The organism is Novosphingobium sp. YAF33 (assembly GCF_052113265.1).
Taxonomy (GTDB): domain Bacteria; phylum Pseudomonadota; class Alphaproteobacteria; order Sphingomonadales; family Sphingomonadaceae; genus Novosphingobium.
In genome coordinates this window covers 202,936-226,250 of sequence record NZ_JBFRCW010000003.1, presented here as the reverse complement: position 1 = coordinate 226,250, position 23,315 = coordinate 202,936, and the positions used below count along the sequence as shown (strand labels likewise).

The 23,315-nt window shown below is 64.6% G+C and carries 20 protein-coding genes; 11 read left to right on the top strand and 9 right to left on the bottom strand.

Features of this window, described 5'->3' with window-relative positions; genetic code table 11:
• Positions 1 to 2: 2 nt before the first annotated feature.
• Genes AB4Z00_RS08220 through AB4Z00_RS08195 form a run of 6 tightly spaced genes read left to right on the top strand, consistent with a single transcriptional unit; the run spans position 3 to position 6,424 of the window.
• A complete protein-coding gene (locus AB4Z00_RS08220) occupies positions 3 to 1,535 on the top strand; it encodes an NADH-quinone oxidoreductase subunit M (protein WP_132262580.1) in 1,533 nt (510 codons plus the stop codon).
• Positions 1,535 to 2,998, top strand: coding sequence for an NADH-quinone oxidoreductase subunit NuoN (gene nuoN, locus AB4Z00_RS08215; protein ID WP_442045587.1), 1,464 nt, complete (start codon positions 1,535 to 1,537; stop codon positions 2,996 to 2,998). The genes AB4Z00_RS08220 and nuoN overlap by 1 nt, the downstream gene beginning before the upstream one ends.
• Entirely contained in the window at positions 2,995 to 3,711 is a 717-nt protein-coding gene (locus AB4Z00_RS08210) for a biotin--[acetyl-CoA-carboxylase] ligase (RefSeq protein ID WP_442045586.1), read from the top strand. The genes nuoN and AB4Z00_RS08210 overlap by 4 nt, the downstream gene beginning before the upstream one ends.
• A 10-nt stretch (positions 3,712 to 3,721) precedes the next feature.
• A complete protein-coding gene (locus AB4Z00_RS08205; protein ID WP_132262586.1) occupies positions 3,722 to 4,501 on the top strand; it encodes a type III pantothenate kinase in 780 nt (259 codons plus the stop codon).
• Entirely contained in the window at positions 4,498 to 6,123 is a 1,626-nt protein-coding gene (locus AB4Z00_RS08200; RefSeq protein ID WP_442045585.1) for a ribonuclease J, read from the top strand. The genes AB4Z00_RS08205 and AB4Z00_RS08200 overlap by 4 nt, the downstream gene beginning before the upstream one ends.
• Before the next feature lie 10 nt (positions 6,124 to 6,133).
• Positions 6,134 to 6,424 (top strand): DUF1467 family protein, encoded by a 291-nt coding sequence (locus AB4Z00_RS08195; protein ID WP_134093244.1) that lies wholly within the window; start codon positions 6,134 to 6,136, stop codon positions 6,422 to 6,424.
• A 59-nt stretch (positions 6,425 to 6,483) separates the two neighbouring features.
• On the opposite strand, the gene AB4Z00_RS08190 is transcribed toward AB4Z00_RS08195, so the two are convergent.
• Positions 6,484 to 9,156, bottom strand: a complete 2,673-nt coding sequence (locus tag AB4Z00_RS08190; protein WP_442045584.1) for an ATPase — start codon at positions 9,154 to 9,156, stop codon at positions 6,484 to 6,486.
• A gap of 69 nt (positions 9,157 to 9,225) precedes the next feature.
• Between AB4Z00_RS08190 and AB4Z00_RS08185 the strand changes: the two genes are divergently transcribed.
• The 4 genes from AB4Z00_RS08185 (at position 9,226) to AB4Z00_RS08170 (ending at position 13,165) form a co-directional block, all read left to right on the top strand.
• Positions 9,226 to 9,528, top strand: coding sequence for an Hpt domain-containing protein (locus AB4Z00_RS08185; RefSeq protein WP_134092837.1), 303 nt, complete (start codon positions 9,226 to 9,228; stop codon positions 9,526 to 9,528).
• Between the two features lie 105 nt (positions 9,529 to 9,633).
• The gene (locus tag AB4Z00_RS08180; RefSeq protein WP_442045583.1) at positions 9,634 to 10,800 is read left to right on the top strand and encodes a hypothetical protein; all 1,167 of its coding nucleotides are present in this window, start codon (positions 9,634 to 9,636) and stop codon (positions 10,798 to 10,800) included.
• Between the two features lie 35 nt (positions 10,801 to 10,835).
• Positions 10,836 to 11,789 carry a hypothetical protein gene (locus tag AB4Z00_RS08175; protein ID WP_442045582.1) on the top strand — a complete coding sequence of 318 codons (954 nt, stop codon included), beginning with the start codon at positions 10,836 to 10,838 and terminating at the stop codon, positions 11,787 to 11,789.
• On the top strand, positions 11,789 to 13,165 hold the full coding sequence (locus tag AB4Z00_RS08170) for a sensor histidine kinase (RefSeq protein ID WP_134092840.1): 1,377 nt from the start codon (positions 11,789 to 11,791) through the stop codon (positions 13,163 to 13,165). The genes AB4Z00_RS08175 and AB4Z00_RS08170 overlap by 1 nt, the downstream gene beginning before the upstream one ends.
• A 44-nt stretch (positions 13,166 to 13,209) precedes the next feature.
• Here AB4Z00_RS08170 and AB4Z00_RS08165 read toward each other — a convergent pair whose 3' ends face one another.
• The 3 genes from AB4Z00_RS08165 to gltX form a co-directional block, all read right to left on the bottom strand.
• On the bottom strand, positions 13,210 to 13,431 hold the full coding sequence (locus AB4Z00_RS08165) for a hypothetical protein (protein WP_314468875.1): 222 nt from the start codon (positions 13,429 to 13,431) through the stop codon (positions 13,210 to 13,212).
• 481 nt (positions 13,432 to 13,912) lie between these two features.
• Positions 13,913 to 15,196 (bottom strand): citrate synthase, encoded by a 1,284-nt coding sequence (locus AB4Z00_RS08160; protein ID WP_134092841.1) that lies wholly within the window; start codon positions 15,194 to 15,196, stop codon positions 13,913 to 13,915.
• A gap of 13 nt (positions 15,197 to 15,209) precedes the next feature.
• Positions 15,210 to 16,664, bottom strand: a complete 1,455-nt coding sequence (gene gltX, locus AB4Z00_RS08155) for a glutamate--tRNA ligase (protein WP_442045581.1) — start codon at positions 16,662 to 16,664, stop codon at positions 15,210 to 15,212.
• Between the two features lie 20 nt (positions 16,665 to 16,684).
• Between gltX and AB4Z00_RS08150 the strand changes: the two genes are divergently transcribed.
• The gene (locus tag AB4Z00_RS08150; protein ID WP_442045580.1) at positions 16,685 to 18,907 is read left to right on the top strand and encodes a ComEC/Rec2 family competence protein; all 2,223 of its coding nucleotides are present in this window, start codon (positions 16,685 to 16,687) and stop codon (positions 18,905 to 18,907) included.
• 47 nt (positions 18,908 to 18,954) lie between these two features.
• Here the strand turns inward: AB4Z00_RS08150 and lexA are convergent, their stop codons facing one another.
• The 5 genes from lexA to trpD form a co-directional block, all read right to left on the bottom strand.
• Positions 18,955 to 19,653 carry a transcriptional repressor LexA gene (gene lexA, locus AB4Z00_RS08145; RefSeq protein ID WP_442045579.1) on the bottom strand — a complete coding sequence of 233 codons (699 nt, stop codon included), beginning with the start codon at positions 19,651 to 19,653 and terminating at the stop codon, positions 18,955 to 18,957.
• A gap of 133 nt (positions 19,654 to 19,786) precedes the next feature.
• Entirely contained in the window at positions 19,787 to 21,001 is a 1,215-nt protein-coding gene (locus AB4Z00_RS08140) for a molybdopterin molybdotransferase MoeA (protein WP_442045578.1), read from the bottom strand.
• Positions 20,998 to 21,483 carry a cyclic pyranopterin monophosphate synthase MoaC gene (gene moaC / locus AB4Z00_RS08135; protein ID WP_442045577.1) on the bottom strand — a complete coding sequence of 162 codons (486 nt, stop codon included), beginning with the start codon at positions 21,481 to 21,483 and terminating at the stop codon, positions 20,998 to 21,000. The genes AB4Z00_RS08140 and moaC overlap by 4 nt, the downstream gene beginning before the upstream one ends.
• A gap of 13 nt (positions 21,484 to 21,496) precedes the next feature.
• A complete protein-coding gene (trpC, locus tag AB4Z00_RS08130; protein WP_442045576.1) occupies positions 21,497 to 22,288 on the bottom strand; it encodes an indole-3-glycerol phosphate synthase TrpC in 792 nt (263 codons plus the stop codon).
• 26 nt (positions 22,289 to 22,314) lie between these two features.
• Positions 22,315 to 23,307: an anthranilate phosphoribosyltransferase gene (gene trpD / locus AB4Z00_RS08125; RefSeq protein WP_132264077.1), complete on the bottom strand. Its 993-nt coding sequence runs from the start codon at positions 23,305 to 23,307 to the stop codon at positions 22,315 to 22,317.
• Positions 23,308 to 23,315: the final 8 nt, after the last annotated feature.

Genomic DNA, 23,315 nt, shown 5'->3' with positions numbered 1-23,315 from the left:
TGATGAGTGGTTTTCCGATCCTCAGTCTGATGTTGCTGGTGCCGCTCGCGGCGGCACTGGCGTGTCTTTACCTTGATGCCAAATCGGCACGCATGGTGGCGCTTCTTGCCACCCTTGCGAACCTTGCCCTTGGCGTCGTCCTCTGGATGAACTTCGACGTCGGCGGCGCGCAGTGGCAGTTCCAGGAACGGCACGAGCTGTTCTCCGGCTTCTCCTACGCCCTCGGCATCGATGGTATCGCGTTGCTCCTGATCGAGCTTTCCGTCTTCCTCATGCCGATCTGCATCGGCGCGAGCTGGAATTCGATCGAGAAGCGCGTGGGCGAATACATGGCGGCCTTCCTGCTCGTCGAAACGCTGATGATCGGCGTGTTCACGGCCCAGGATATCTTCCTGTTCTACATGTTCTTCGAAGCTGGCCTCATCCCGATGTACCTGATCATCGGCATCTGGGGCGGCGCGGATCGCATCTACGCCTCGTACAAGTTCTTCCTCTATACGCTGCTCGGCTCGGTGCTGATGCTCGTGGCGATGTTGTGGATGGTCCACACCGCCGGCACGACGTTCGTTCCGACGTTGATGACTTACGACTTCGATCCGCAAGCCCAGACCTGGCTCTGGCTCGCCTTCTTCGCCAGCTTCGCGGTGAAGATGCCGATGTGGCCGGTCCACACCTGGCTTCCGGCGGCGCACGTTCAGGCGCCGACCGCAGGCTCGGTGATCCTGGCGGGCGTGCTGCTGAAGATGGGCGGCTACGGCTTCATCCGCTTCTCGCTGCCGATGTTCCCTGAAGCCTCGGCCTACTTCGCGCCGCTGGTCTGGGGCCTGTCGATGGCCGCCGTCGTCATCACCTCGCTCATCGCGCTGGTGCAGGACGACATGAAGAAGCTGATCGCCTATTCGTCGGTCGCGCATATGGCGATCGTGACCATCGGTCTCTTCGCCTTCAATCCGCAGGGGCTCGAAGGCTCGATGCTGGTCATGCTCAGCCACGGCCTCGTCTCGGGTGCCTTGTTCCTCTGCGTCGGCATCATCTACGACCGTCTGCACACCCGTGAGATCGCCCGTTACGGCGGCCTTGCCATCAACATGCCGCGTTACGCGCTGTTCTTCCTGCTCTTCACGATGGCCTCGATCGGCCTTCCGGGCACCAGCGGTTTCGTCGGCGAATTCCTGAGCCTCGGCGGTATCTACCAGGTTTCGAGCTGGACGGCGCTGATCTGCACCACCGGTATCATCCTGGGCGCTGCCTACATGCTCTACCTCTATCGCCGTGTCGTCTTTGGCGACCAGAAGAATGCCGATGCCGCCGCCATGGCCGATCTCGACTTGCGTGAATACCTGATGGTGATCCCGCTCGGTCTCGCGGTGCTGTGGATGGGCGTCTACCCCGAGAGCTTCATCGCTCCGATGCGCGCAGACATTGCCGCGCTCGACGCCCGGCTCGCTCGCGCAAAGCCGGAAGGAGACGCCAAGTTGGCCATGGGCAAGGAAAAGCCTGCGCACGAAGAAGCCGCGCATGAGGGGGCACACTGATGGACTGGTCACAGTCGCTGCGCCTGATCGCGCCGGAAGAAACGCTGAGCATCGCAAGCCTCGTCTTGCTCCTGATGGCCGCCTGGGGCGGTGACAAGGCCGCAAAGCTGATCTCCGTTCTCGCCGTGGCGGCGCTCGTCGCCGCCGGTGTCCTCGTTGCCCCCGCGCTTTGCGGCGGCCACATGGGCGCCGACACTTCGGCCTTCTTCGGCCAGTTCCGTGCCGACGCTTTCGCATCTTACGCCAAGATCCTGATCTACCTCTCGGCCGCCGTGTCGCTGGTAGTGGCCCCGGCCTACTTCGACCGCTTCAAGGCAATGCGGGCCGAGTATCCGGTGCTGGTCCTGCTCGCCTCGCTGGGCATGGGCATGATGGTGTCGGCCACCGACCTGCTGACGCTCTACATCGGCCTCGAGATGAACTCGCTCGCGGCTTATGTGCTGGCGGCCTTCCTGCGCACCGACGGCCGCTCGGCAGAAGCGGGCCTCAAGTACTTCGTGCTGGGCGCGCTCGCTTCGGGTATCATGCTCTTCGGCATGAGCCTGACCTACGGTTTCGCCGGAACCACCTCGTTCGCCGGTATCAGCGCCTCGATGGCGCAGGGCCTCTCGAACGGCGCGCTGTTCGGCATCGTCTTCGTCTTTGCAGGTCTTGCCTTCAAGATCAGCGCCGTGCCGTTCCACATGTGGACGCCCGACGTCTATGAAGGCGCACCGACTCCGGTGACCACGCTCTTCGCCACGGCCCCGAAGGTCGCCGCAATGGGCCTGACCATGCGCGTTGCCATCGAAGCCTTCGGCGACCAGGCAGCCGCCTGGCAGCAGATCGTGGTCTTCGCGGCGCTTGCCTCGATCGTCGTCGGTGCTCTTGGCGCCATCGGCCAGTCGAACATCAAGCGACTGATGGCCTATTCCTCGATCAACAACGTCGGCTTCATGCTCGTCGGTCTTGCCGTGGCAACCCAGCAGGGCGTTTCGGCCATGCTGTTCTACCTCGCGATCTACGTCGCGATGTCGGTAGGCGGCTTCGTTGTTATCCTGATGCTCAAGGATGCCGACGGCAACCCCGTTGAGGATCTCGGCAAGATGGCCGGTCTGTCGCGCACCCGTCCGGGCCTGGCCCTGGCGCTGGCGATGGTCATGTTCAGCCTCGCCGGTATCCCGCCGATGTTCGGCTTCTGGGGCAAGTTCCTGGTCTTCAAGGCCGCTGTCGACGGTGGCATGATTGCTCTGGCGGCCATCGGCTTTGCGGCTTCCGTCATTGGCGCCTTCTACTATCTGAAGGTCGTCAAGGTCGTCTATTTCGACGAACCGGCCGATGTGGTGAAGGGCGAGAGCGATGTCTGGCACAAGCTGGTCCTCGTGCTGGCCTGCATCTTCATCTCGCCGCTGGGCTATCTGGCCAGCAAGTGGCTGGGCGGGCTGGCTGACACGGCCGCAGCGGCCCTGTTCTCCGGCCTTTGATAGAGGTCGTAGAAGAGACCGCATCGACCAACGCGGACCTCGTCCGGCGCCTGGGCGCCGGCGAGGGCCTGGCGGAAGGTTTCTGGCTGCGTGCGGTGCGACAGAGCGCCGGACGCGGCCGCCGCGGCCGGGAGTGGTCCTCGCCCGAAGGCAATCTCTACGCCAGCACCGTCGTCGCGCTGAGAGCCGACGACCCCTGGGTTCACACCCTGGCTTTCGTCGCGGCGCTTTCGGTGCACGACCTCATGCTCTCGCAGCTTGGAGCTGGCGCGGATTGCCAGCTCAAGTGGCCGAACGACGTGCTGGTCGGCGGCGCCAAGATCTGCGGCATCCTGCTGGAGCGCAGGGGCGATCATGTGATCGTCGGGATCGGCGTCAACGTCGTCACGGCGCCGGAACTTGCCGACCGCGCGACAACGTCGGTCCGCAAGGCAAACCCTGATAATCACAGCGACGCACATACCGTTCTTGGCGATCTGGCAGACCGCTTCGCGGCGCGTCTTGCGCAGTGGCGTATGGAAGGGCTGGCCTCGACGCTGGCCGACTGGACGCGTCATGCTCATCCTCCGGGAACGCCGCTTTTGGTGACGCTGGACGAGGAAGGGCTGCTGCCAGGTGCCTTTGCCGGGCTTGACCCGGACGGAGCATTGCGCTTGCGTCTGGCCGACGGGTCCCTACGTGTCGTTCACGCCGGTGACGTTTCGCTCGCCTGAAGGAAATTCCATGCTGCTTGCCATCGATGCCGGCAACACCAATGTCGTCTTCGCGCTGTTCGAGGGACGCACTTTGCGCGGGCGCTGGCGCATTGCCACGGACCCCCGCCGCACGGGTGATGAATATGCGGTATGGCTCATGCAGCTACTCTCGATCCGCGGCGTAGCGGCGGAAGAGATCAAGAGCATCATCATCTCGACCGTGGTCCCGCGCGCGCTGCACAATCTCGAGATACTCTGCCGGCACTATTTCGATGTCGAACCGCTGGTGGCGGGCGTCGGCAAGGCGGACTACGCGATCGACATCGACGTCGATCAGCCCAAGTCGCTCGGTGCCGACCGTGCGGTCAACGCCATTGCCGCGCATGAACGACACGGGGGCGATCTCATCGTCGTCGATTTCGGCACTGCCACCACCTTCGACGTGGTAGATTACAACGGCGCCTACAAGGGCGGTATCATTTCGCCGGGCATCAACCTGTCGCTAGACGCGCTGGTGGGCAATACGGCCAAGCTGCCGCGCATCGCCATTGCCGTTCCCACGACGAAGAGCGTGATCGGTCGTAATACCGAGGACCAGATGCTGATCGGCGTGTTCTGGGGCTATGTGGCGATGATGGAGGGCCTGATCGCCCGCATGCGCAACGAGATTGGTCGCCCCGCCAAGGTCATCGCGACCGGCGGGCTGGCCGTACTGTTCGACGAGGCTTCCGATATTTTCGACGCGGTCGATCCCGACCTGACGCTCGAAGGCCTCGCCATTCTTGCCGAAAGGGCATCCAAGAAGTGATTCCAGGTAACGAACTGCTGTTTTGCGCGCTCGGTGGCTCGGGCGAGATTGGCATGAACGTCAATCTCTACGGCTGCCAGGGCAAATGGCTTATGGTCGACCTGGGGATGACATTCGGCATGAACGAATATCCCGGCGTGGACCTGGTTTTCGCGGACCTCGATTTCATCGAGGGGGAGCGCGAAAACCTGCTGGGGATCGTGCTCACTCACGCGCATGAGGATCACATCGGCGCGGTTCCGTATTTTGCCGAGGAACTGAACGTTCCGATCTACGCCACGCCCTTCACCGCGCGCCTGGTGGCGGCGAAGCTGGAGGAAGCGGGCATTCTTGACCGGGTCGAACTGATCGTCATCGATCACCTCGACCAGTTCCAGCTCGGACCGTTCGGTATCCGCTATGTGCCGCTTGCGCACTCGATTGCCGAAGGCAACGCGTTGCTGATCGACACGCCGTTCGGCCGCATCTTCCACACCGGTGACTGGAAGCTGGACGACGAGCCCCAGGTGGGCACGCCCGCGACCCAGGCCGAACTGACCGAAATCGGCGAGAACGGCGTGCTGGCGCTCGTCTGCGATTCGACCAACGTCTTCAATCCCGAGGCGTCCGGTTCCGAAGGCGAGGTCTATCGCGGCCTGCTGGAGGAAGTGAAGCGGCACCGCGGCCGCCGGGTTCTGGTGACCACCTTTGCTTCGAACGTGGCCCGTCTTCAGACGCTGGGCGAGGTGGCCCGCAAGACCAACCGCAAGCTCTGCGTTGCGGGTCGCTCGCTGGACCGGATCATCGAGACCGGGCAGGCCAGTGGCTATCTCAAGAAGCTGCCCGAGCTGGTCGATGTCGAAACCGCGATGGATCTGCCGCGCGGCGAAGTGCTGATCGTCGCAACGGGCGGGCAGGGCGAGCCGCGCGCGGCGCTTTCACGGATTTCCGAGGGCAATCATCCGATCAAGCTTGAGAAGGGCGATGTCGTCCTGTTCTCCAGCCGCCAGATTCCTGGAAACGAGATCCCGATCGGACGGATCCAGAACCGGCTCTCGGACGCTGGCATCGTCATCGTCACGGACCGTCAGAGCATGATCCACGTTTCGGGCCATCCCGGGCGGCCCGAACTGGTGGCGCTCTATGGTTGGCTCAAGCCCGAGATCCTGCTTCCGGTCCATGGCGAAATCCGCCACATGCGCGAACAGGCGCGGCTCGGCGTGGAAAGCGGCATTCCGCACGCGGTGTTCCAGAAGAACGGCGATCTCGTGCGCCTGGCGCCCGGTCGTCCGGGCAAGTTCGGCGAGGTCCATTCCGGGCGGCTGATCCTTGACGGCGATATCATCGCGCCCGCCGATGGCGACGCCATGGTCATGCGGCGCCGGATCGCCTTCAACGGTGTGGTTTCGGTCGCCGCGGATCGCCGCGGCAACGTTCAGGTCGCGGCGATCGGGCTCCCGCTCGACGAGGACTACGCCAAGTTCATCGACGAGGCGCAGCGCGATGTCGCCAATGCCCTGGGCAAGGCGAAGAAATCGGACCGCGAAGTTCGGGTCGAGGCGGCCCGCCTGGCCGCCCGCCGCGCAGCTACGCGCTGGTCGGGCAAGAAGCCGCAAGTGCAGGTCATGCTGCTGGAGGATTGAGGCGATGGCGATGCAATGGACTTCGATGGTGGCGATCTACGGCCTGTTCTGGGTCCTGAGCGCCTTTCTCGTCATGCCTTTCGGTCTTCGTACGCCCAACGAAGTGGAAGGTTTTCGCGTCGAAAAGGGCCATGCGGACAGCGCCCCGGTCAATTTCCGGCCGCGCCTGATCGCGAGGCGCGCCACGCTGCTCGCGGTCGTGCTTTTCGGGCTCTACTACGTGAATTATGCCCAGCAGTGGATCACGGTTGGCGATCTCAACTTCTTCGGGAAGCCGCCGGTTCAGGACCTCGGATACTGAGGGTCACAAAAAAGCCCGCCTGATGAAGGCGGTCTTTTTCATGTCGCATTGCCGAGCGATCAACTGCGCAGACGTTCGATTCCCTGAGCCAGTGCGACATAGAGCTTGCCCATGTCCGACGAGAGCAGGGTGACGCCCAGCGCATTGCCGTCGCGGGTCGAGAGGACCTGTCGCAGGATCGATTCGAAGTCGTGGATGTAGCGGCTGACGTGCTCGCGGAAGGCATCTTCGCGTTCGAACAGCTGCTGGATCGACTTGATTTCCCCGGCATCGAGCAGCGAAACAGCACGGCGCGTGAAGATCCCGCGATCGCCGCGGAGATAGGAGGCCCAGGCGGTGTCGGAAACATCGCTCGATAGCGCCGAGGCAATGTCGATGGCGTTGGAATTCAGGGACTCGGTGATCAGCGCCACGCGGCGGGCGAAATCGTTGTCGACCTGCTCCTCGGCCTGCTCGCGCGCCTGGGTGACGCGGCTTTCGAGATTGCCGACGAGGTCTTCGACCTTGGAGAGCTGTTCGCGAAGCTGGATGGTCGCTTCGCGGGCGGCGCCGGAAGCGTGGGCCACGGCCTGATCGAGTTGCCCGGTTACTTCCGCGACGCGCGTGCGCATGGAGCGATCGATGGCCTGGGCGCTTTCCGTCCCGAGGTTTTCCGCCACCTGGGCGATGCGCGCGGCGCTGCCGGTCTCGATCGCGCCGACGGAGTCCTCGATCGACTTGCCAAGCGCAGCAAGGGCGTCCTGCAGTTCGGTCTGGGCCCGGCCGGCAGCGGTTTGCGTTGCCGTGTCGATATCGGTGATGGACGTGTGCAGGACGCGCAGCAGGTCGGCGTGTGCGGCGCCGTGCTCCGAGAGATCCGAATGCATGGCGGAAAGCTCGTCCGCGAAATCCTTGAGGTTGGTGCCGGACTGCTCGACGCCGCCTGCGAGTTCCTCGCCGCTTCTGGCCGATTGGCGCAGAGCCTCCAGAACGCTGGCAATACCGGCATGAAGGCGGTTGAGGCGCTCCTCGGAGACGACCAGCGCCTCGGGAAGATCGTTATGGGCAAAGCGTGCGCTGCCCTGGATCAGCTCCAGCAGCCGTACGCTCGTCTCGGTGAGCTTTTCGACTTCGCCATCGGTCGCCGAGAGTGTCGCGCGGGCGGCCGTGAGGCGCTCGGTCAATTGCGCCAGGCTGCCGCGCAGACGGGTTTCGAGGGCTTCGCTGCTGCCGACGATGGCGCCGAAACGGGCTTCATATTCGCCAAGTTCGCCGCTTACGGCCACGGCGCGTTCGCTCAGAGCCGATGCCTGCAGGCGCTGATTTTCAAGGCGTTCGGCGATGGCATGGTCGAGATTGCCAAGCATCTGGTCGATGCGCGCAATAGCGTGGCGTTCCTGTTCGGCCTGGCGGGCCTGACGCTCACCGAGTTCGCTCGCAAGCCGTTCGCGGCGGGCCGAAATCTCGCGATCGAGGTTTTCGGCATCGTTGCCGATCGCCTCCAGGCTGCCCCGCAGCGCGGACAGAGCCGTGTCCTGAGCCCGGGTGATGCCGCGCGCCACTTCGCCCTGTTCCTCGTGCAGGTCGTCGAGCGCCTGCCGCCAGGCTTCTGCCGCGCGGCCTTCGCCATCGCGCAAGGCGCGCGAGACGACGTCGCTTTCCTCACGCAAGGCCACGAGCCGGGCGCGAAGCGAAGTGAGGCTTTCTTCCTCATGACGGTCGAGCTGTCCGCGGGTCTGCGCGATTTCTTCCTCGAGCGCTTCGGCCCGGGTTCGAATGGATTCGAGTGCAGCGACTTCGTGGCCGTCGAGCTCGCTGCGGAAGGCCGTCCCGCGTTCGGAAAGCAGGTCGAAGCGCCGGTCGGCCAGGGCGGCGACCTGTTCGCCGCGTGCATGGATTTCGGTCAGCGCCGCTTCCACGGATTCCCGCAGCCGGGCAACCTGCCGTTCGCTGGCGGAGCCGAACTCGTTCAGGCGATTGAAGCCGTTGATCATGTCTTCCAGCTGGACATGGGCGGCGCGGCCGGCGTTGCCGATATTGTTAGTGACGTCCTTGGCCGAACTGGCGATGACGGGGAGCTGGTTGCGCAGCTTCTCCATGTTGTCGAGAGCGGCCTGGCTGACCCCGCTGATCGATTCCACGCGCGAGCCGTTCTCGCGGATCAGGCCCTGCAAGCGCTCAGCGTTTGCGGAAAGCCGCTCGGTGGCAATGCGCCCCAGCGATTCCAGATCGCGCGACTGGGCTGCGATGAATTCCCGCGCCAGGCTGAGTTCGCGGTTGACCGTAGTCAGGCGCGTTTCAAGCTGCGCGGACTCGTTCGACAGGGCCCGGGCGACATTGCCGAAACGCCTGCTTTCGCGCGAGCTGTGGCGCAGGACCAACAGCCAGACCATGCCGACCAGCAAGAGCGGCACCGCCCACTGCACGACAAGGGCGGGGACGGTGTCGAGGCTCAGGGTCTCGAAATGCGGGGAGAGGGCGTAGAGAAAGAACGCCGTCCAGCCCAGGGTCGCGGCGCCGGCCAGCGAAGGGGCCAGCCAATCGCGCGAGGGGGCGGCAAGGGCCGGTTCATCGGTGGCGACCCAGGCGTTGCGCCAGGCATCTTCTGAAATCGCTTCTGCGGGTTCCGGCGGCGAAACGCCCACTGCCAAGGTTTCGTTCATGCGGTCTTCCGAGTTTCCGTCCGCAGTGCGGGCCGAATTGTCTTCGCTGCCATTCGCGCCGAGCGCGACGATCCTGTTTTCCCCAGCCATGGGATCAGGATACCACGCGGGAGGCACCTATAAAGCCCACTTTAACCCTTTGGGCATTAAGCTGGGGAAATGGCTTATGAAGCAGGTGCCCTCGAAGCGACCCTCGCCGCGGCAGCGGGCGGGGATCCCGCGCTTTTCGCGGAGTTGCGCGCGTCCTATCTGGAAAGCGTGGCGCGGCAGGCGGATCTGCTGTCCCGCTCCCGTTGCGATGGCAATTGGCACCTTGCGGCCATGCGCCTGAAGGGGCTGGCGGCCAGCTTCCATTCGGCCCAGCTCCTGGCACTGGCGGAGCAGGCGCTGGACGGCGCTCCCGGCGAACCCGGAGTTATACGGCGCCTCGATGCCTATCTTGCCGAGTTTTCCGCCAGCTGATGCAAGCGTCGCGCTTGGCACCGGGCTGCCCTTTGCCTAAGTGGCTAAGGGTCGCTGGAGGTTAACACACTGCGTATCGCATTGCTCGCCATGATGGAGCCTGCCGTGGCGGGTCAGTCCCTGCCGCGCGCCTTCCTGCGCGTGGGCGGCGCGACCCTGGCGCAGCATCAGCTCGGGCTCGCCCTTGCGCTCGATTGCCAGCGGGTGATCTGCCTCGCGAAGGGGCCCTCGCCGGAGATGATCGCCCTTCAGCACATGGCGGAGAACGCCGGCCTGCAATTCCATATCGCCACCGGCGCGAGGCAGCTTGCCGGGCTGGTGACGGCGAATGACGAACTGGTCGTGATCGGGGAAGGGCTCTTCGTCGAGCCCGCCGGCGTCGTGCCGCTGCTTGAGGGCAGGGCGCCAGCCGTGCTTGTCCAGCCGGTCGAAGGCGGGCTGGCCGCCGGGTTCGAGCGCATCGACATCAACCGGGCGAGCGCTGGATTGATGCGAATCCCGGGGCATCTGGTGGAAAACCTTCAGGAGCTTCCGGGCGATTGCGATGTGCATTCCGCGCTGACACGGATCGCGCTGCAAGCGGGCGTACCGATGCGCGAAGTTCCCGTGGCCGTGCGCAGCGGCGTCGATTGGCGGCTGATTCGCGATGAAGCCGAAGCTCACGCGGTAGAGCTGGAATGGTTGCGCGGGCGTTTCGCCGATGGCGACAGCGTCTCGCCGGGCCGGGCCGTCGCCCGTTACGGCGTGCTGACGTTCGGATCCTCGCTGCTCCATGCGGGCAATGCCAGCAACATGTTGAGCCTCGGCGTGCTCGTGGCGGTGGCGCTGGCAGGCGGCCTTGCTTGGTTCGGTTTCGTGACGATCGCCTTCCTCTCGCTGGTGGCAGCCGCGTTGCTGGTAGAGGCGAGCCGGCTTCTGCGCTCGGTAGAGCGGCAGGCGCTGGGGCAATTGCCGCCCGCGATCCCGCGCGCCGATGTGCTGCGCTGGCTGGTCGACACGCTTTTCGGGCTGTCGCTGCTGGCCGCCATTCCGCGGCTAGGGGGCGAATCGCTCATTTCGTGGATGTTCCCACCGGCCATGCTGATGATGCTTCTGGCCCTGATTCCCCGGTTCGTGACCGGCAAGGTGGCGTCGCTGGCGACAGACCGTGCCACATTGGGACTTGTGCTGGCTTTTGCCGCAGGATTCGGGCAAGTTGAGCCGTTGGTGGAAGTTCTGGCGATCACGCTCGTTGTGGTCGGCATGGCTCTTCCGCTACGTGGGAAGGACTAACCGGGGCTTAACCAGATACAGGGTATACGGGACGGATGATCGACAACGCTGTTCATCCGGCCGACGACCAGACCGCGGAGGCTTTGCTCCGTGCGGACCTGGCGCGCGGCGATGCCATGGCCGACAGCGTGCTGCCGATACTGCAGTACTTGCTCGCGGCCGAGGACAGTGCGCTTTTCAGCGACGAAATTCTTGCGCGCGTGCGCGGCGTGCTGGCAGATCTGGCGCGCCAGATCGTCGAGCCGCTTCACCTGGGCGGTGCGGATTCCGGCTCGCTTGTCGAAGACGTCGAAGACATGGCACGCCTCTTCATGGCGGATCCGCTGCTTTTGTCCCACGTCCACGCCATGGCCCTGGAATGGCAGATGACCGAGCGGTTGCAGACGCGCCTGGCGCTGGATCCTGTCGTTCCCCCGCTCGTCCAGGCAATGCTGGCCTCTGCCGAAGGTGCCACGCACGCCTTGGCCGTGACCTGGCTCGCGTCGCAGGCGCGTTGGTGCCAGGCGCAGCGGCGCATGAGCCTGCCCTTGTCCGAACTGCCGGGAGATCTGCTTCACCGCCTGATCCTCGCCGTGCGCAGCGCGATGGCGGCGCGGCCCATCATGGGCGAACGCCTCGTGCTGGTGGAAGCCGCTATCCGCCGCAGCTATGACGAAGGTGCCACCCGTCTGGGCCTGGCCTCGCGTTTGCTGACCGGGCTTGGGGGCGCCTTCCATATCGCCCTTTCCGTGAGTCACGCGGGCGCGGCGCTGTTCTTCACGGCAATTGCGGCGGGCTCCGGCCTGCGGCGTGAGGCGGCGGTGCTCGCGACCCATGAGGCGCAACTGGCCAGGCTGGCGCTGGCCCTGCGGGCAGCCGGGCTGAAGGCGGCGGACATCGAAAAGCAGTTCCTTGCCATTCATCCCGAAGCGATGCTGCCCGAGGGCTTCGAGAGGCTGGGCGCGGACGTGGCGGCTTCGATCCTGGCCAGCGGACGGCAGGGCGGCTGATGCTGATGGAAGGTACCATTCTTGCCCGCGCAGTCAGCGACGCGCAGGACAGGCTGCTCGAAGCGGACGAGCCGCTGGCGGGACTTCAGGAGCGCTGCGGCGGCGAACTGCCCGGCACCATCGCCATTCCCGAATTGCTCGAACTGGTCCGCAAGGCCCGGCGTTACGGCTTCCGCCTTGCGCGCGCCGTCACCGCCCATGATGGCGGGGACGTGATCACGGCCTGGGTCGAAGTGGAACCGCAAGGTCTGAACGAAGGATGTCAGATCGTCGTCCGCAACTGGCAGGCCGCTCCCGCGCCCGTCGAGGATGCGGCTTCGGTGGAGCGGCGGCGCACGATGATCGACCGGCACCTTGCCGAGTTGAGCGCCCAGCTCGATGCCGATCAGCGCGTACTCACGGTCCTGTCGGACAGCCCGGAACTGGCCGGGGTCGCGGCGGCGATGGAGGCCGGTTTCGGCGGCCACTGGACCGAGTTCCTGCCGCCCGAGAAAGTGACTCACAAGCAGCCGCTGCACTGGCGCCTGCTCGACGGATCGCGCGTGGTCGTTTCGGGATCGCGCCGGTCGTGGCGGGTTTCGCTCGTTCCGCACATGCGGCCCGGTTTCGATCCGGCGGGCTTCGAGCTTCTGCTGGTGTCGGACACGCCCGGCACTTCGGCCGCAGCCGTTCGCGAACCGATGGAGCCGATGCTTCGCCGCAGCCTCGTCGGACACGATCTGGCGCCGGTGCTGCGTCAGCCGATCTCGCGGATCATCGCCAATGCCGAGACGATTCGCACGCGGCTCGCCGGACCGCTGCCGGACGCCTACGCGGAGTATGCGGGCGAAATCGCCGGCGCTGGCAAACTGCTTTTGGGATTGCTGGAAGATCTCGCCGATCTCGAAGTGGTCGAGACGGAAGGCTTCAGCACGGCGCCGGACCGGGTAGACCTATCGGAGCTGGCCCGGCAGGCCGCCGGCATCCTGAATGTCCGCGCTCAGGAAAAAGGCATCGTCATAGAGGCGCCGCATGGCTCGGAAGTCTTGCCGGCGGTGGCGGAATATCGCCGCGTCCTGCAGGTTCTGCTGAACCTCATCGGCAATGCCATTCGCTACTCGCCGGAGCGCTCGCACATCTGGATCCGCCTCGAAGCGCTGGGCGATCGCGCCCGGATCATCGTGGCGGACCAGGGACCGGGGCTGTCGCAAGAGCAGCAGGGCAAGATCTTCGACAAGTTCGAACGGCTCGGTCGCAGCGGAGACGGCGGTTCCGGCCTCGGCCTCTACATTTCGCGCAGCCTGGCGCGGGCCATGGGCGGCGATCTGCTGGTGGACAGCGCACCAGGGCAGGGCGCGCGCTTCATTCTCGAAGTGCCCGCCGACCTTCCGGGCTGATCAACGGCGCCTGTTCACAGGCGTCTCCTTCACAGGCGCTCCCTTCACAAGCGGTGATCGTTGGCATCCTTGCCGCGACGCGCCAGCCACAGCAGGATGACGCCCACCGCCGCCATGACCGCGCCGCGCACGGCCCAGGAGCGATCATCCAGCATCATGCTGTCGCTCGGCCACGAGATGATCCCCGTCCCTTGGCCGACCCAGAGCAGGCCGACGGCGATGCCGAACAGTCCTATGACAAAGGCAAGAAGCCTGAGGAATGACATTACAATTCCTCCTGTTTTATCTTGTGAAAAGGCCGGGTTTGCGCGGCTATCTTAGGGCGTGAAACGGGAAAGCTCCGGTAACCGCGGTCACGTTCCTGGTGCCCGGCAAGTCGGTGGACCGGCATCGATCCGAGCTTCGGCCGGGGGCGAGCAGGCGTTTGACCCATGCCTTCGGCTTCTACAGCCCCGGTTCGTGGATCTCGAGCCGGGAAAACCCCCGCCAAGCTCAGGAAAAACATGGAATCCGGCCGGAAAGCACTGAGGATCATCTGCTAACGCCCCCGTAGCCAATGCTTTGTTGCTGCCCTGAAAGCTATCGCTTGGCCTCTCTCATATCAAGCACTTGTACATAGCGGGCCTTAACCAGGTGCCGCGCCGGCAGGCTGCCTGAATGCGCGCGCACAAAAAGAAAGGCCCCCGCTTGCGCGAGGGCCTTCCTGTTATCGGTGCATTGCCTTGGTCGCTCTTGCGAGCAACGGGCTCAGCGCTGGCCGATCGGCACGAAATCGCGCTGCGTCGGGCCGGTGTAGAGTTGACGCGGGCGGCCGATCTTCTGGCCGGGATCGGAGATCATTTCGTTCCATTGCGCCACCCAGCCCACGGTGCGGGCGAGGGCGAAGAGCGCCGTGAACATCGTGGTCGGGAAGCCGATGGCCGAGAGAATGATGCCCGAGTAGAAGTCGACGTTCGGGAACAGCTTCTTCTCGACGAAGTACGGATCGTTGAGCGCGATTTCTTCGAGGCGCAGGGCAGTCTCGAAGAGCGGGTCGGTGACCTTCAGCGCGTCGAACACCTCGCGAACGGTCTTCTGCATGACCGTGGCGCGGGGATCGTAGTTCTTGTAGACGCGGTGACCGAAGCCCATCAGGCGGAACGGATCGTTCTTGTCCTTCGCACGCTCGATGTAGTGCGGGATCTTGTCCGGCGTGCCGATTTCCTTGAGCATGTTGAGCGCGGCTTCGTTCGCGCCGCCATGCGCAGGACCCCAGAGGCAGGCGATACCGGCCGCGATGCATGCGAACGGGTTGGCGCCCGACGAACCGGCAAGGCGCACGGTCGAGGTCGAGGCGTTCTGCTCGTGGTCGGCGTGCAGGATGAAGATGCGGTCCATGGCCTTTTCGACGGCCGGGATCACTTCATACTCTTCCGCAGGCACGCCGAAGGTCATGCGCAGGAAGTTGCCGGTGTAGCTCAGCTTGTTGTCAGGATAGACGAAGGGCTGGCCGACCGAATACTTGTAGGCCGCTGCCGCAATGGTCGGCATCTTGGCGATCAGGCGGTGCGAGCTGATCTTGCGGTGCTCGGGGTCCGAGATGTCGGTCGAGTCGTGATAGAACGCCGAGAGCGCGCCGACGACGCCGCACATGATCGCCATCGGGTGGGCGTCACGGCGGAAGCCGCGGTAGAAGTTCGCCAGCTGCTCGTGGAGCATCGTGTGGCGCGTGATGGTGTTTTCGAAGGTTGCCAGCTCGTCGGCGCTCGGCAGTTCGCCATTGAGCAGCAAATAGCTGGTTTCCATGAACGACGAATTTTCAGCCAGCTGGCCGATCGGGTAGCCGCGATGGAGCAGCACGCCTTCGTCGCCGTCGATATAGGTCAGCGCGCTTTCGCAGCTGGCCGTCGACGTGAAGCCGGGATCGTACGTGAACTTGCCCGTCTGGGCGTAGAGCTTGCGGATATCGATGACATCCGGGCCGACACTGCCCTTCAGTACGGGGTAGTCGAATTCCGTGCCACCAGCATTCAGTTTGACCTGATCACCCACCAGTTCTTACTCCTTATATGTGCGACCCGGTCGCGGCGTCCGCCTGCGCGCCAATGCGTGCGAGGCTTTCGTCCCGGCCGAGCAGAACCAATACGTCGAAAATACCCGGAGAGGTCGTTTGACCAGTCAGGGCCGCCCGCAAGGGTTGCGCGAGCTTGCCGAGGCCCAATCCCAGATCCTCGGCCATTGCCTTCAGGTTGGCTTCCAGTGCCTCCAGGAGCCATTCGGGCTCGCTGGAAAGACGCTCGTGAATGGCGGCAAGGCGCCCCCGCGCCTCGTCCGTCAACAGCGCCTGCGCCTTCTCGCTGAACGCGAGCGGACGCTTGGCAAACAGGAAGGCCGCGCCTTCTGCAAGTTCGTTGAGGTCCTTTGCACGGACCTTCAGTACCGGCATCGCCTGCGCAAGCAGGGCAAGGTCGGTGTGTTCGTAGCCGGCCTGGACCAGGCGCGGCAGGACCAGTTCCGCCAGGCGGGCGTCATTCGCCTCACGCAAGTAGTGGCCATTGAGATTCTGGAGCTTCGCGAGATCGAAGCGCGAGGGCGACTTGCCGACGTCGGCCATGTCGAACCACTTCACGGCCTGTTCGCGGCCGATGAATTCTTCATCGCCGTGGCCCCAGCCAAGACGCAGCAGATAGTTGAACAGCGCTTCCGGCAGGACGCCCATCTCGTCGCGATAGGCATCGACGCCAAGAGCGCCGTGACGCTTGGAAAGCTTGGCGCCGTCCGAACCGTGGATCAGCGGCACATGGCCGTAGACCGGCACTTCCCAGCCCATGCCGTGGATGATCACGAGCTGGCGGAAGGCGTTGTTGAGGTGGTCGTCACCGCGCAGGACATGGGTAACGCCCATGTCGTTGTCGTCCACGACGACGGCCAGCATGTAGGTCGGCGTACCGTCGGAGCGCAGGATGACGAAATCGTCGATTTCCTCGTTCCGAACGGTGACTTCGCCCTGGACCAGATCGGTGATCGTCGTCTCGCCGTCACGCGGCGCCTTGACGCGCACGACGTAGGACTTGTCGGCGGGCCAGGTCGAGGGATCGGCATCGCGCCATTCGCTGTCGATGCGGAACGGGCGGCGTTCTTCCTGTGCCTTCTGGCGGCGTTCGGCGAGTTCCTCGGTCGTGAGGTAGCAGCGATAGGCGTGGCCGTTAGCCAACAGATCGGCGGCCACTTCAGCATGGCGGTCCGAACGGGCGAACTGGAACACCGCCGGTTCGTCGCCATCGAGGCCGAGCCAGGTCAGTCCGTCGAAGATCGCCTCGATCGCCGGCTCGGTCGAGCGCGCGCGGTCGGTGTCCTCGATGCGAAGCAGATACTTGCCGCCGTGGTGACGGGCGAAGAGCCAGTTGAAGAGTGCGGTACGAGCGCCTCCGATATGGAGATAACCCGTGGGCGAGGGGGCAAAGCGCGTGACGACGGCCTTGCTTGCCACCGCTCCGCTCGATGCACTGCCGCTTGCCATTCTAATAACCTTCCTGTCCTATGCTCGTCATGGCCAGCCACGCCGCCACGACGGTTGATTTCGAGCGTCCGGTTTTAGCCGGAGGCGCTGCATTGCAGCATCGCCCATGGATCAGCAAGAGCCACTTGTCGAGCGGTTTGGCGGGTGTCGAGTGTTTTCTTTCGAACTGCAGTTTCACCAGAGCGCCGTGGCTGGCCGTGGCCTTTGGAACTGGCGCAATTGCTTGGTTTTTCCTGTCGTCTGCAGCGACATGGGTAGCCCTTTGCGTAGTATGCGTCGCGATTGCATTATTCGCATTGAACTGGCACGTGGGCTCGGCTCGGTTCCCTTATATCAGACAGGCGATCCTTTCGCTATCGCTGGTCGTCCTGGCAGGGTGCCTATCGATCTGGACCCGGTCGGAAATCGTCGGGCAACCGGCCATAGAGCGGACCATGGCGGGCATCTTCACGGCCCGGGTGCTGTCGCTCGAAGAGCAGCCGGCGCTGCAGCGAGATCGGCTGACACTGGCGTTGCGAGAGCCACGAAGCGGGCGGTCCATCAAAGTCCGGGTCAACCTGCCGACCGCGCTGCGGGAACAGCCGCTGAGCACCGGTGCGGTCATTAGGTTCCGCGGCCGGCTTACCCCTCCGGCATCACCCATGTTCCCTGGTGGATACGATTTTGCGCGCGGGGCCTGGTTTTCGGGCCTGGCAGCCACGGGCTCGATTACATCGCCGGTCGAAGTGATATCGCTCGGGCGTGGAGGCGATTGGCTCGCCGACCAGCGTGCCGCGTTGTCCCGTCATATAACGATGCGTCTCGCAGGGTCGCCGGGCGGTATCGCGGCAGCGCTGACGACCGGAGACATGGGCGCGATCGGCCAGGATGATGCCCAGGCCATGCGCGATGCGGGCCTGGYCCACCTTCTGTCGATCAGCGGACTTCACGTGAGTGCCGTGATCGGCTGCGTCTATTTCGTCGTATTGCGCCTTCTGGCCCTTTTCCCGGCACTGGCCCTGAGGGTCCGCCTGCCGATACTGGCCGCAACATGCGGCGCGGCCGCGGGGCTGGGTTACACGCTGTTGAGCGGCTCGCAGGTTCCTACCATGCGCGCTTTCCTGGGCGCTCTGCTCGTTCTCGCTGCCATGGCATGGGGCCGTGAAGCGCTGTCCATGCGCTTGCTGGCGGTGGCGGCTGTCATCGTGCTGCTCATCTGGCCCGAGTCGGTCGTCGGTCCCAGCTTCCAGATGAGCTTCGCGGCGGTGATGGTTTTGGTGGCACTCGGCAATGCAGAGCCGCTGAAGCGCTGGTTGGCACCCCGGGAAGAGGCCTGGCCTTTCAAGGTCATGCGCCACCTCACGATGATCCTGATCACCGGCATTGTGATCGAATTGGCGTTGATGCCCATCGCCCTGTTCCATTTCCATCGTGCCGGCCTCTATGGTTCTGTCGCCAATGTGATCGCGATCCCTTTGACGACGCTGGTCATCATGCCTTTCGTCGCCCTGGCGCTCCTGCTCGATGTGGTTGGGCTTGGAGGTCCGGTGTGGTGGCTGGCGAACCACGCTATCGACGCCCTGCTGGCCATCGCCCGCTTCATAGCCGCGGAACCGGGAGCCGTTCGGGTGATGCCCACGATGAGTGGGTGGCATTTTGCGTTGTTTGTTGCTGGAGGGCTCTGGCTGGGCCTTTGGGACAGTCGCATCCGGCTATGGGGGATTTTGCCTATAGCTGCCGGTTTCTTCGGCTTGATGCTCATTCCGGTTCCGGACATGATGGTTTCGGGCGATGGCCGCCATGTGGGCTGGATCGATCCCGAGAGCCATCGGCTCGTGATGCTCCGCGCCGGTTCCGGGAACTACGCCCTGGACAACCTCATGGAAGTTGCCGGGACGCGAGAGGTCCCGGTCAATGCGCAGACGGCGCCCGGAACGCGATGCAACGCGGACTTCTGCGCCGTCGAGCTACGTCACGGCCAGGGGGCTCGGCATGTGTTGATCGCGCGGGGGAGGGCCATCGTCCCCGAGATGCAACTGGCCGAGGCGTGCAGGTGGGCCGACGTGGTGATTGCCGAGCGCCGCCTGCCGAGGACCTGCCGGCCGAAGTGGCTCAAAGTTGATCGCCAGATGCTGGATCGAACGGGCGGGCTGACTATCGATCTTGCAAGCCGCAGTGTGACGACCGTGGCGGAGGGGCAAGGAAACCATGGCTGGTGGAAACCCGCTACGCCGGCCATGATCGAACGCAAGGGATGGTATTAGCGACCGCTGGCCTGAGGAGGGCGAACAGGGCGCCCTCCTGAAACGGATCAATGATAGCGGCGCAGCAGACCTGCCAGCTTGCCCTGGACTTCTACTTCGTCAGGTCCGTAGATCTGCGGTTCGTAAGCGGCGTTCGCGGGATCGAGGCGCACCATGCCATCTTCCCGGCGCAGATACTTGAGCGTCGCTTCCTCGCCCCGGACAAGGGCGACGACGATCTCGCCATCCCTGGCCGTGGTGGTCCGCTTTACGAGTGCGAAATCTCCGTCGAGAATGCCGGCATCGACCATCGAGTCGCCCGAGACTTCCAGCGCATAGTGATCGCCTGCACCGAGCAGGGCCGCAGGCACCGGCAGCGAGGACTGGCCTTCCAGGGCCTCGATCGGCACGCCCGCGGCAATACGACCATGAAGGGGGATTTCGATCACATCGTTGGCGGGCCTGGCGACCGCCGCCGGACGGGACGGTGCGGCGTTGCCGCCACGCGCCGCCGATACCGCAGCCGCGGTCTTGGCCGGCTTGCTCGTGGCGTCTTCGGGCTGGCGGAGCACTTCGAGAGCGCGGGCACGGTTGGGAAGGCGGCGGATGAAGCCACGTTCCTCCAGCGCGGAAATCAACCGATGGACGCCCGACTTCGACTTGAGATCGAGCGCTTCCTTCATTTCCTCGAAGCTGGGGGAAATGCCGCTTTCTTCAAGCCGGACCTGGATGAACCGGAGCAATTCGTGCTGCTTGCGCGTCAACATCTGCTTAGCCTCATGTGTTCTGTGGCACTTGGCCTGAATCGCCCGACGAACCGGCCCCGGCTGACTTGATGTGTCGTTCAGGGAACTTGTCTGCGAACAATGAGGGAACAATTATGCAACGAATAGGGTATCGTCAAGCAATACCGCCATTTTGGAGCAAGAACACCTGAACGGGATCACCGCGATCAGCGGCGAGGGCATGCGCCGACCGGTCGATCAGGACATTGCTGGCGGCAAGCGAGGACAAGGCGCCGCTATCCTGTAGCGAGAGGGCATGGACCGCCTCACCATCCCAGGATCCCCGCAGGAATTCGCGGCGCGCACCCCCCGTCCTCAAAGGTGCCGAAAGCCGGGTGGCAATCGCGCGGGGTAAGGGCTGCGCGGCGCCCAGAAACGCGCGCAATACGGGGAGAACGAAGAAATATGCGGTCACCAGGCTGGACACGGGATTGCCGGGAAGCCCGATCACCAGTTGACGACGCCCTGCCGTCTGCCGTGTCGCGACCATGAGCGGCTTGCCGGGTTTGATCGCGACGCGCCAGAAGTCGATTTCGGCGCCCCATTTTTCCAGTGCCGGCCGGAGAAGGTCGTGATCGCCCACTGACGCTCCCCCGCTCGTCACGATCACGTCGGCATCGGCGGCCGCGTCGAAGGCGGCGACCAGAGCGTCCAGATCGTCGGGGATTGGTCCATTTCGATTTGCATCGACGGGAACGCTACGCGCTAGAGCGGTCAGCATGGCGCCGTTGCTGGCGGGTATCTGATGGGCTGCGCAGCATTCGGGATCGCCGGACAATTCATCGCCGCTATCGATCACGGTGAGCCGGGGGCGGCGGCGGACGGCGAGATGTCGGTGGCCCGCCGAAATGGCAAGACCGGCCTGTGCCGGCCCGATCAGTGCCCCGGCGGCCAGCAGCGGCGCTCCATCGGCGAAATCCATGCCGCGGAAGCGGACGTGCTTGTGGCCTGGTGAGGGCGCCTCTCCCGTGAGGGCGAGGCGATCGCCCTCACGGTCGACATCCTCCTGCAGGATCACGGCCCGCGCATTGTCGGGCAACAGGGCGCCGGTGGATATCCGCACGGCTTGGCCCGGATCGACGGCTGCACCGAAGGGCCGTCCTGCCGCGCTTTCACCGATCAACTGCCAGGGTCCGGACAGGTCCCCTTCGCTTACGGCATAACCGTCCATGGCGGAGATGTCGGCGGCGGGCTGGACCCGGCGTGCCAGCAAGGGGGCCGCGAGATAGCGACCCAGCGCACCGTCGATGTCGACGTGCTCGACGGGCCGCGGCTCGACCAGCGCAAGCAGACGGGCCTGTGCCTCTTCCAGAGCGATCGGCGGGATCATCGCGGCGATGTCTCAAACCGCCAGTCGCCCGATTTGCCGCCACGCTTTTCGATCAGGCGAATGTCACCGATGACCATGCCCTTGTCGAGCGCCTTGGCCATGTCGTAAATTGTAAGCAGAGCCACGGAAACCGCTGTAATGGCTTCCATTTCCACCCCGGTCTTGCCGCTCAGCGATGCAGTGCCCACGGCCAGCACGGCGCTGTCCTCGAACGTGAAATCCAGGTTTACGGCGTCGAGCGTGAGGGGGTGGCACATCGGGATGAGGTCCGCCGTCTTCTTGGCGGCCATGATCCCCGCGATGCGCGCCGTTCCCAGCACGTCGCCTTTCGGTGCATTGCCGGCGCGGATCGCTTCCAGGGCCGAGGCGCTCATCGTGATCCGTCCGGACGCCACGGCGACCCTGCGGGTCGCGGCCTTGGCGCCAACGTCGACCATGCGGGCCGAGCCTTCCGCATCGATGTGAGTAAGGGACTTGCTCAAGCGCGGGCTATCCTCAATCTGCGAAGAGGAGCTGGCGGGTTGCCGCTTGGACATCCGCCTGACGCATCAGGCTCTCGCCAACGAGGAAAGTACGGGCGCCGCAAGCCGACAGCCGTTCCAGATCGGCGTGAGTGTTGATGCCGCTTTCGCTCACGAGCAGGGTGCCGGCGGGCGCCAGCGGGGCGAGGCGTTCCGTCGTCGAAATATCGGTCGCGAACCGCTTGAGATCGCGGTTGTTCACGCCAATGAGGCGCGACTTGAGGCGGCTCGCCCGCTCCATCTCGTCTTCGTTGTGGACTTCGACCAGGCAGTCCATCCCGCGCTCACGCGCCGCAGCCTCGATTTCGGCCATAAGCACGTCGTCCAGCGCGGCGACGATGATCAGGATCGCGTCGGCGCCGATCGAGCGCGCCTCTGCGACCTGCCAGGGATCGATCATGAAATCCTTGCGGATCACCGGAAGCGAGCAGGCGGCCCGGGCCTCGACGAGGAAATCTTCATGGCCCTGGAAGTAGGGCGCGTCGGTCAGCACCGAGAGGCAGGCCGCACCGCCGCGCTCATAAGCGATGGCATGTTCGGTGGGGCGAAAATCAGGCCGGATCAAACCCTTGGAAGGCGAAGCTTTCTTGATCTCCGCGATCAAGGCGAATTCGGTCTCCGCCTTCCGGCGCAGGGCCGCCTCGAAGCCGCGAGGTGCGCTCTGTTCGCGGGACCGGGCGTCCAGGTCATCCAGCGTCGCGAAACCCTTGCGCGTTTGCACTTCAATGCGCTTGGTGTCGCAGATCTCGGTAAGCTTGTCGGACATCGGTACCCTCGAAAACACGCAGCGCCTCAAGCCCGAAGCGCGGAAATCCAGCAATTGAGCAGGGCGTTGGCCAAGCCCTTGTCGATAGCCTCGGCAGCCTCTTCCACGCCTTCCCGCCAGGTCTCGACCTCACCGGCAACGATGAGGGCGCCCGCGGCATTGAGCAGGACGGCGTCGCGATAGGCGCCATGCTCGCCGAGCAGCAGTCGCCGCAGGGCATCGGCATTATGCGCCGCATCGCCGCCGCGTATCGCCCCGACAGGAGAGATGGGCAGCCCTACATCCTCAGGGGAGACGCGGCGCATCGAAAGCTCGCCGTCCTTGATCTCGGCGACTTCGTTGCCGCCGGCGAGGCTGAGTTCGTCCAGGCCCTCGTCGCCGGAAATGACGAAAGAATGCGTGCTGCCCAGGTGCATCAATGCCTCGGCATAGATCGGCACATAGGCTGGTCGCGCAATGCCGACGAGCTGGCGCGTGACGTTTGCAGGGTTTGCCAGCGGCCCCATCAGGTTGAAGATCGTACGGCGGCCGATGGCCTTGCGGATCGGCATGATCCGCCCCATCGCCGGGTGATGCCGGGCAGCGAAGAGGAAGCAGATGCCGAGGTCGCCGAGCGTTTCCTCAGCCGTTTCCGCGGCGCGATCGAGATTGAGCCCCAGCGCTTCGAGCGTATCGGCTGCGCCGGCCTTGGAACTGGCGGCGCGGTTGCCGTGCTTGGCGACGGGCACGCCGCAGGCGGCAACCACCAGCGATACCGCGGTCGAGACATTGAGCGTGTGATGGCCGTCACCGCCCGTGCCGCAGACGTCGATGGCGTTGGCGGGCGCCGAGATCGGGATCATGCGCGCGCGCATCGCCCGGGCGGCACCGGCGATTTCGCCTGAAGTCTCGCCCCGTTCGGTGAGGGCGATGAGGAAGCGGACGATCGAATCGTCATCGACCTTGCCGTCGAGGATCAGCCCGAAAGCGTGCTCGGCTTCGGCTTCCTCGATGGGATGGAGCGGGTCGGGCAAGGTCATCTGCAAGG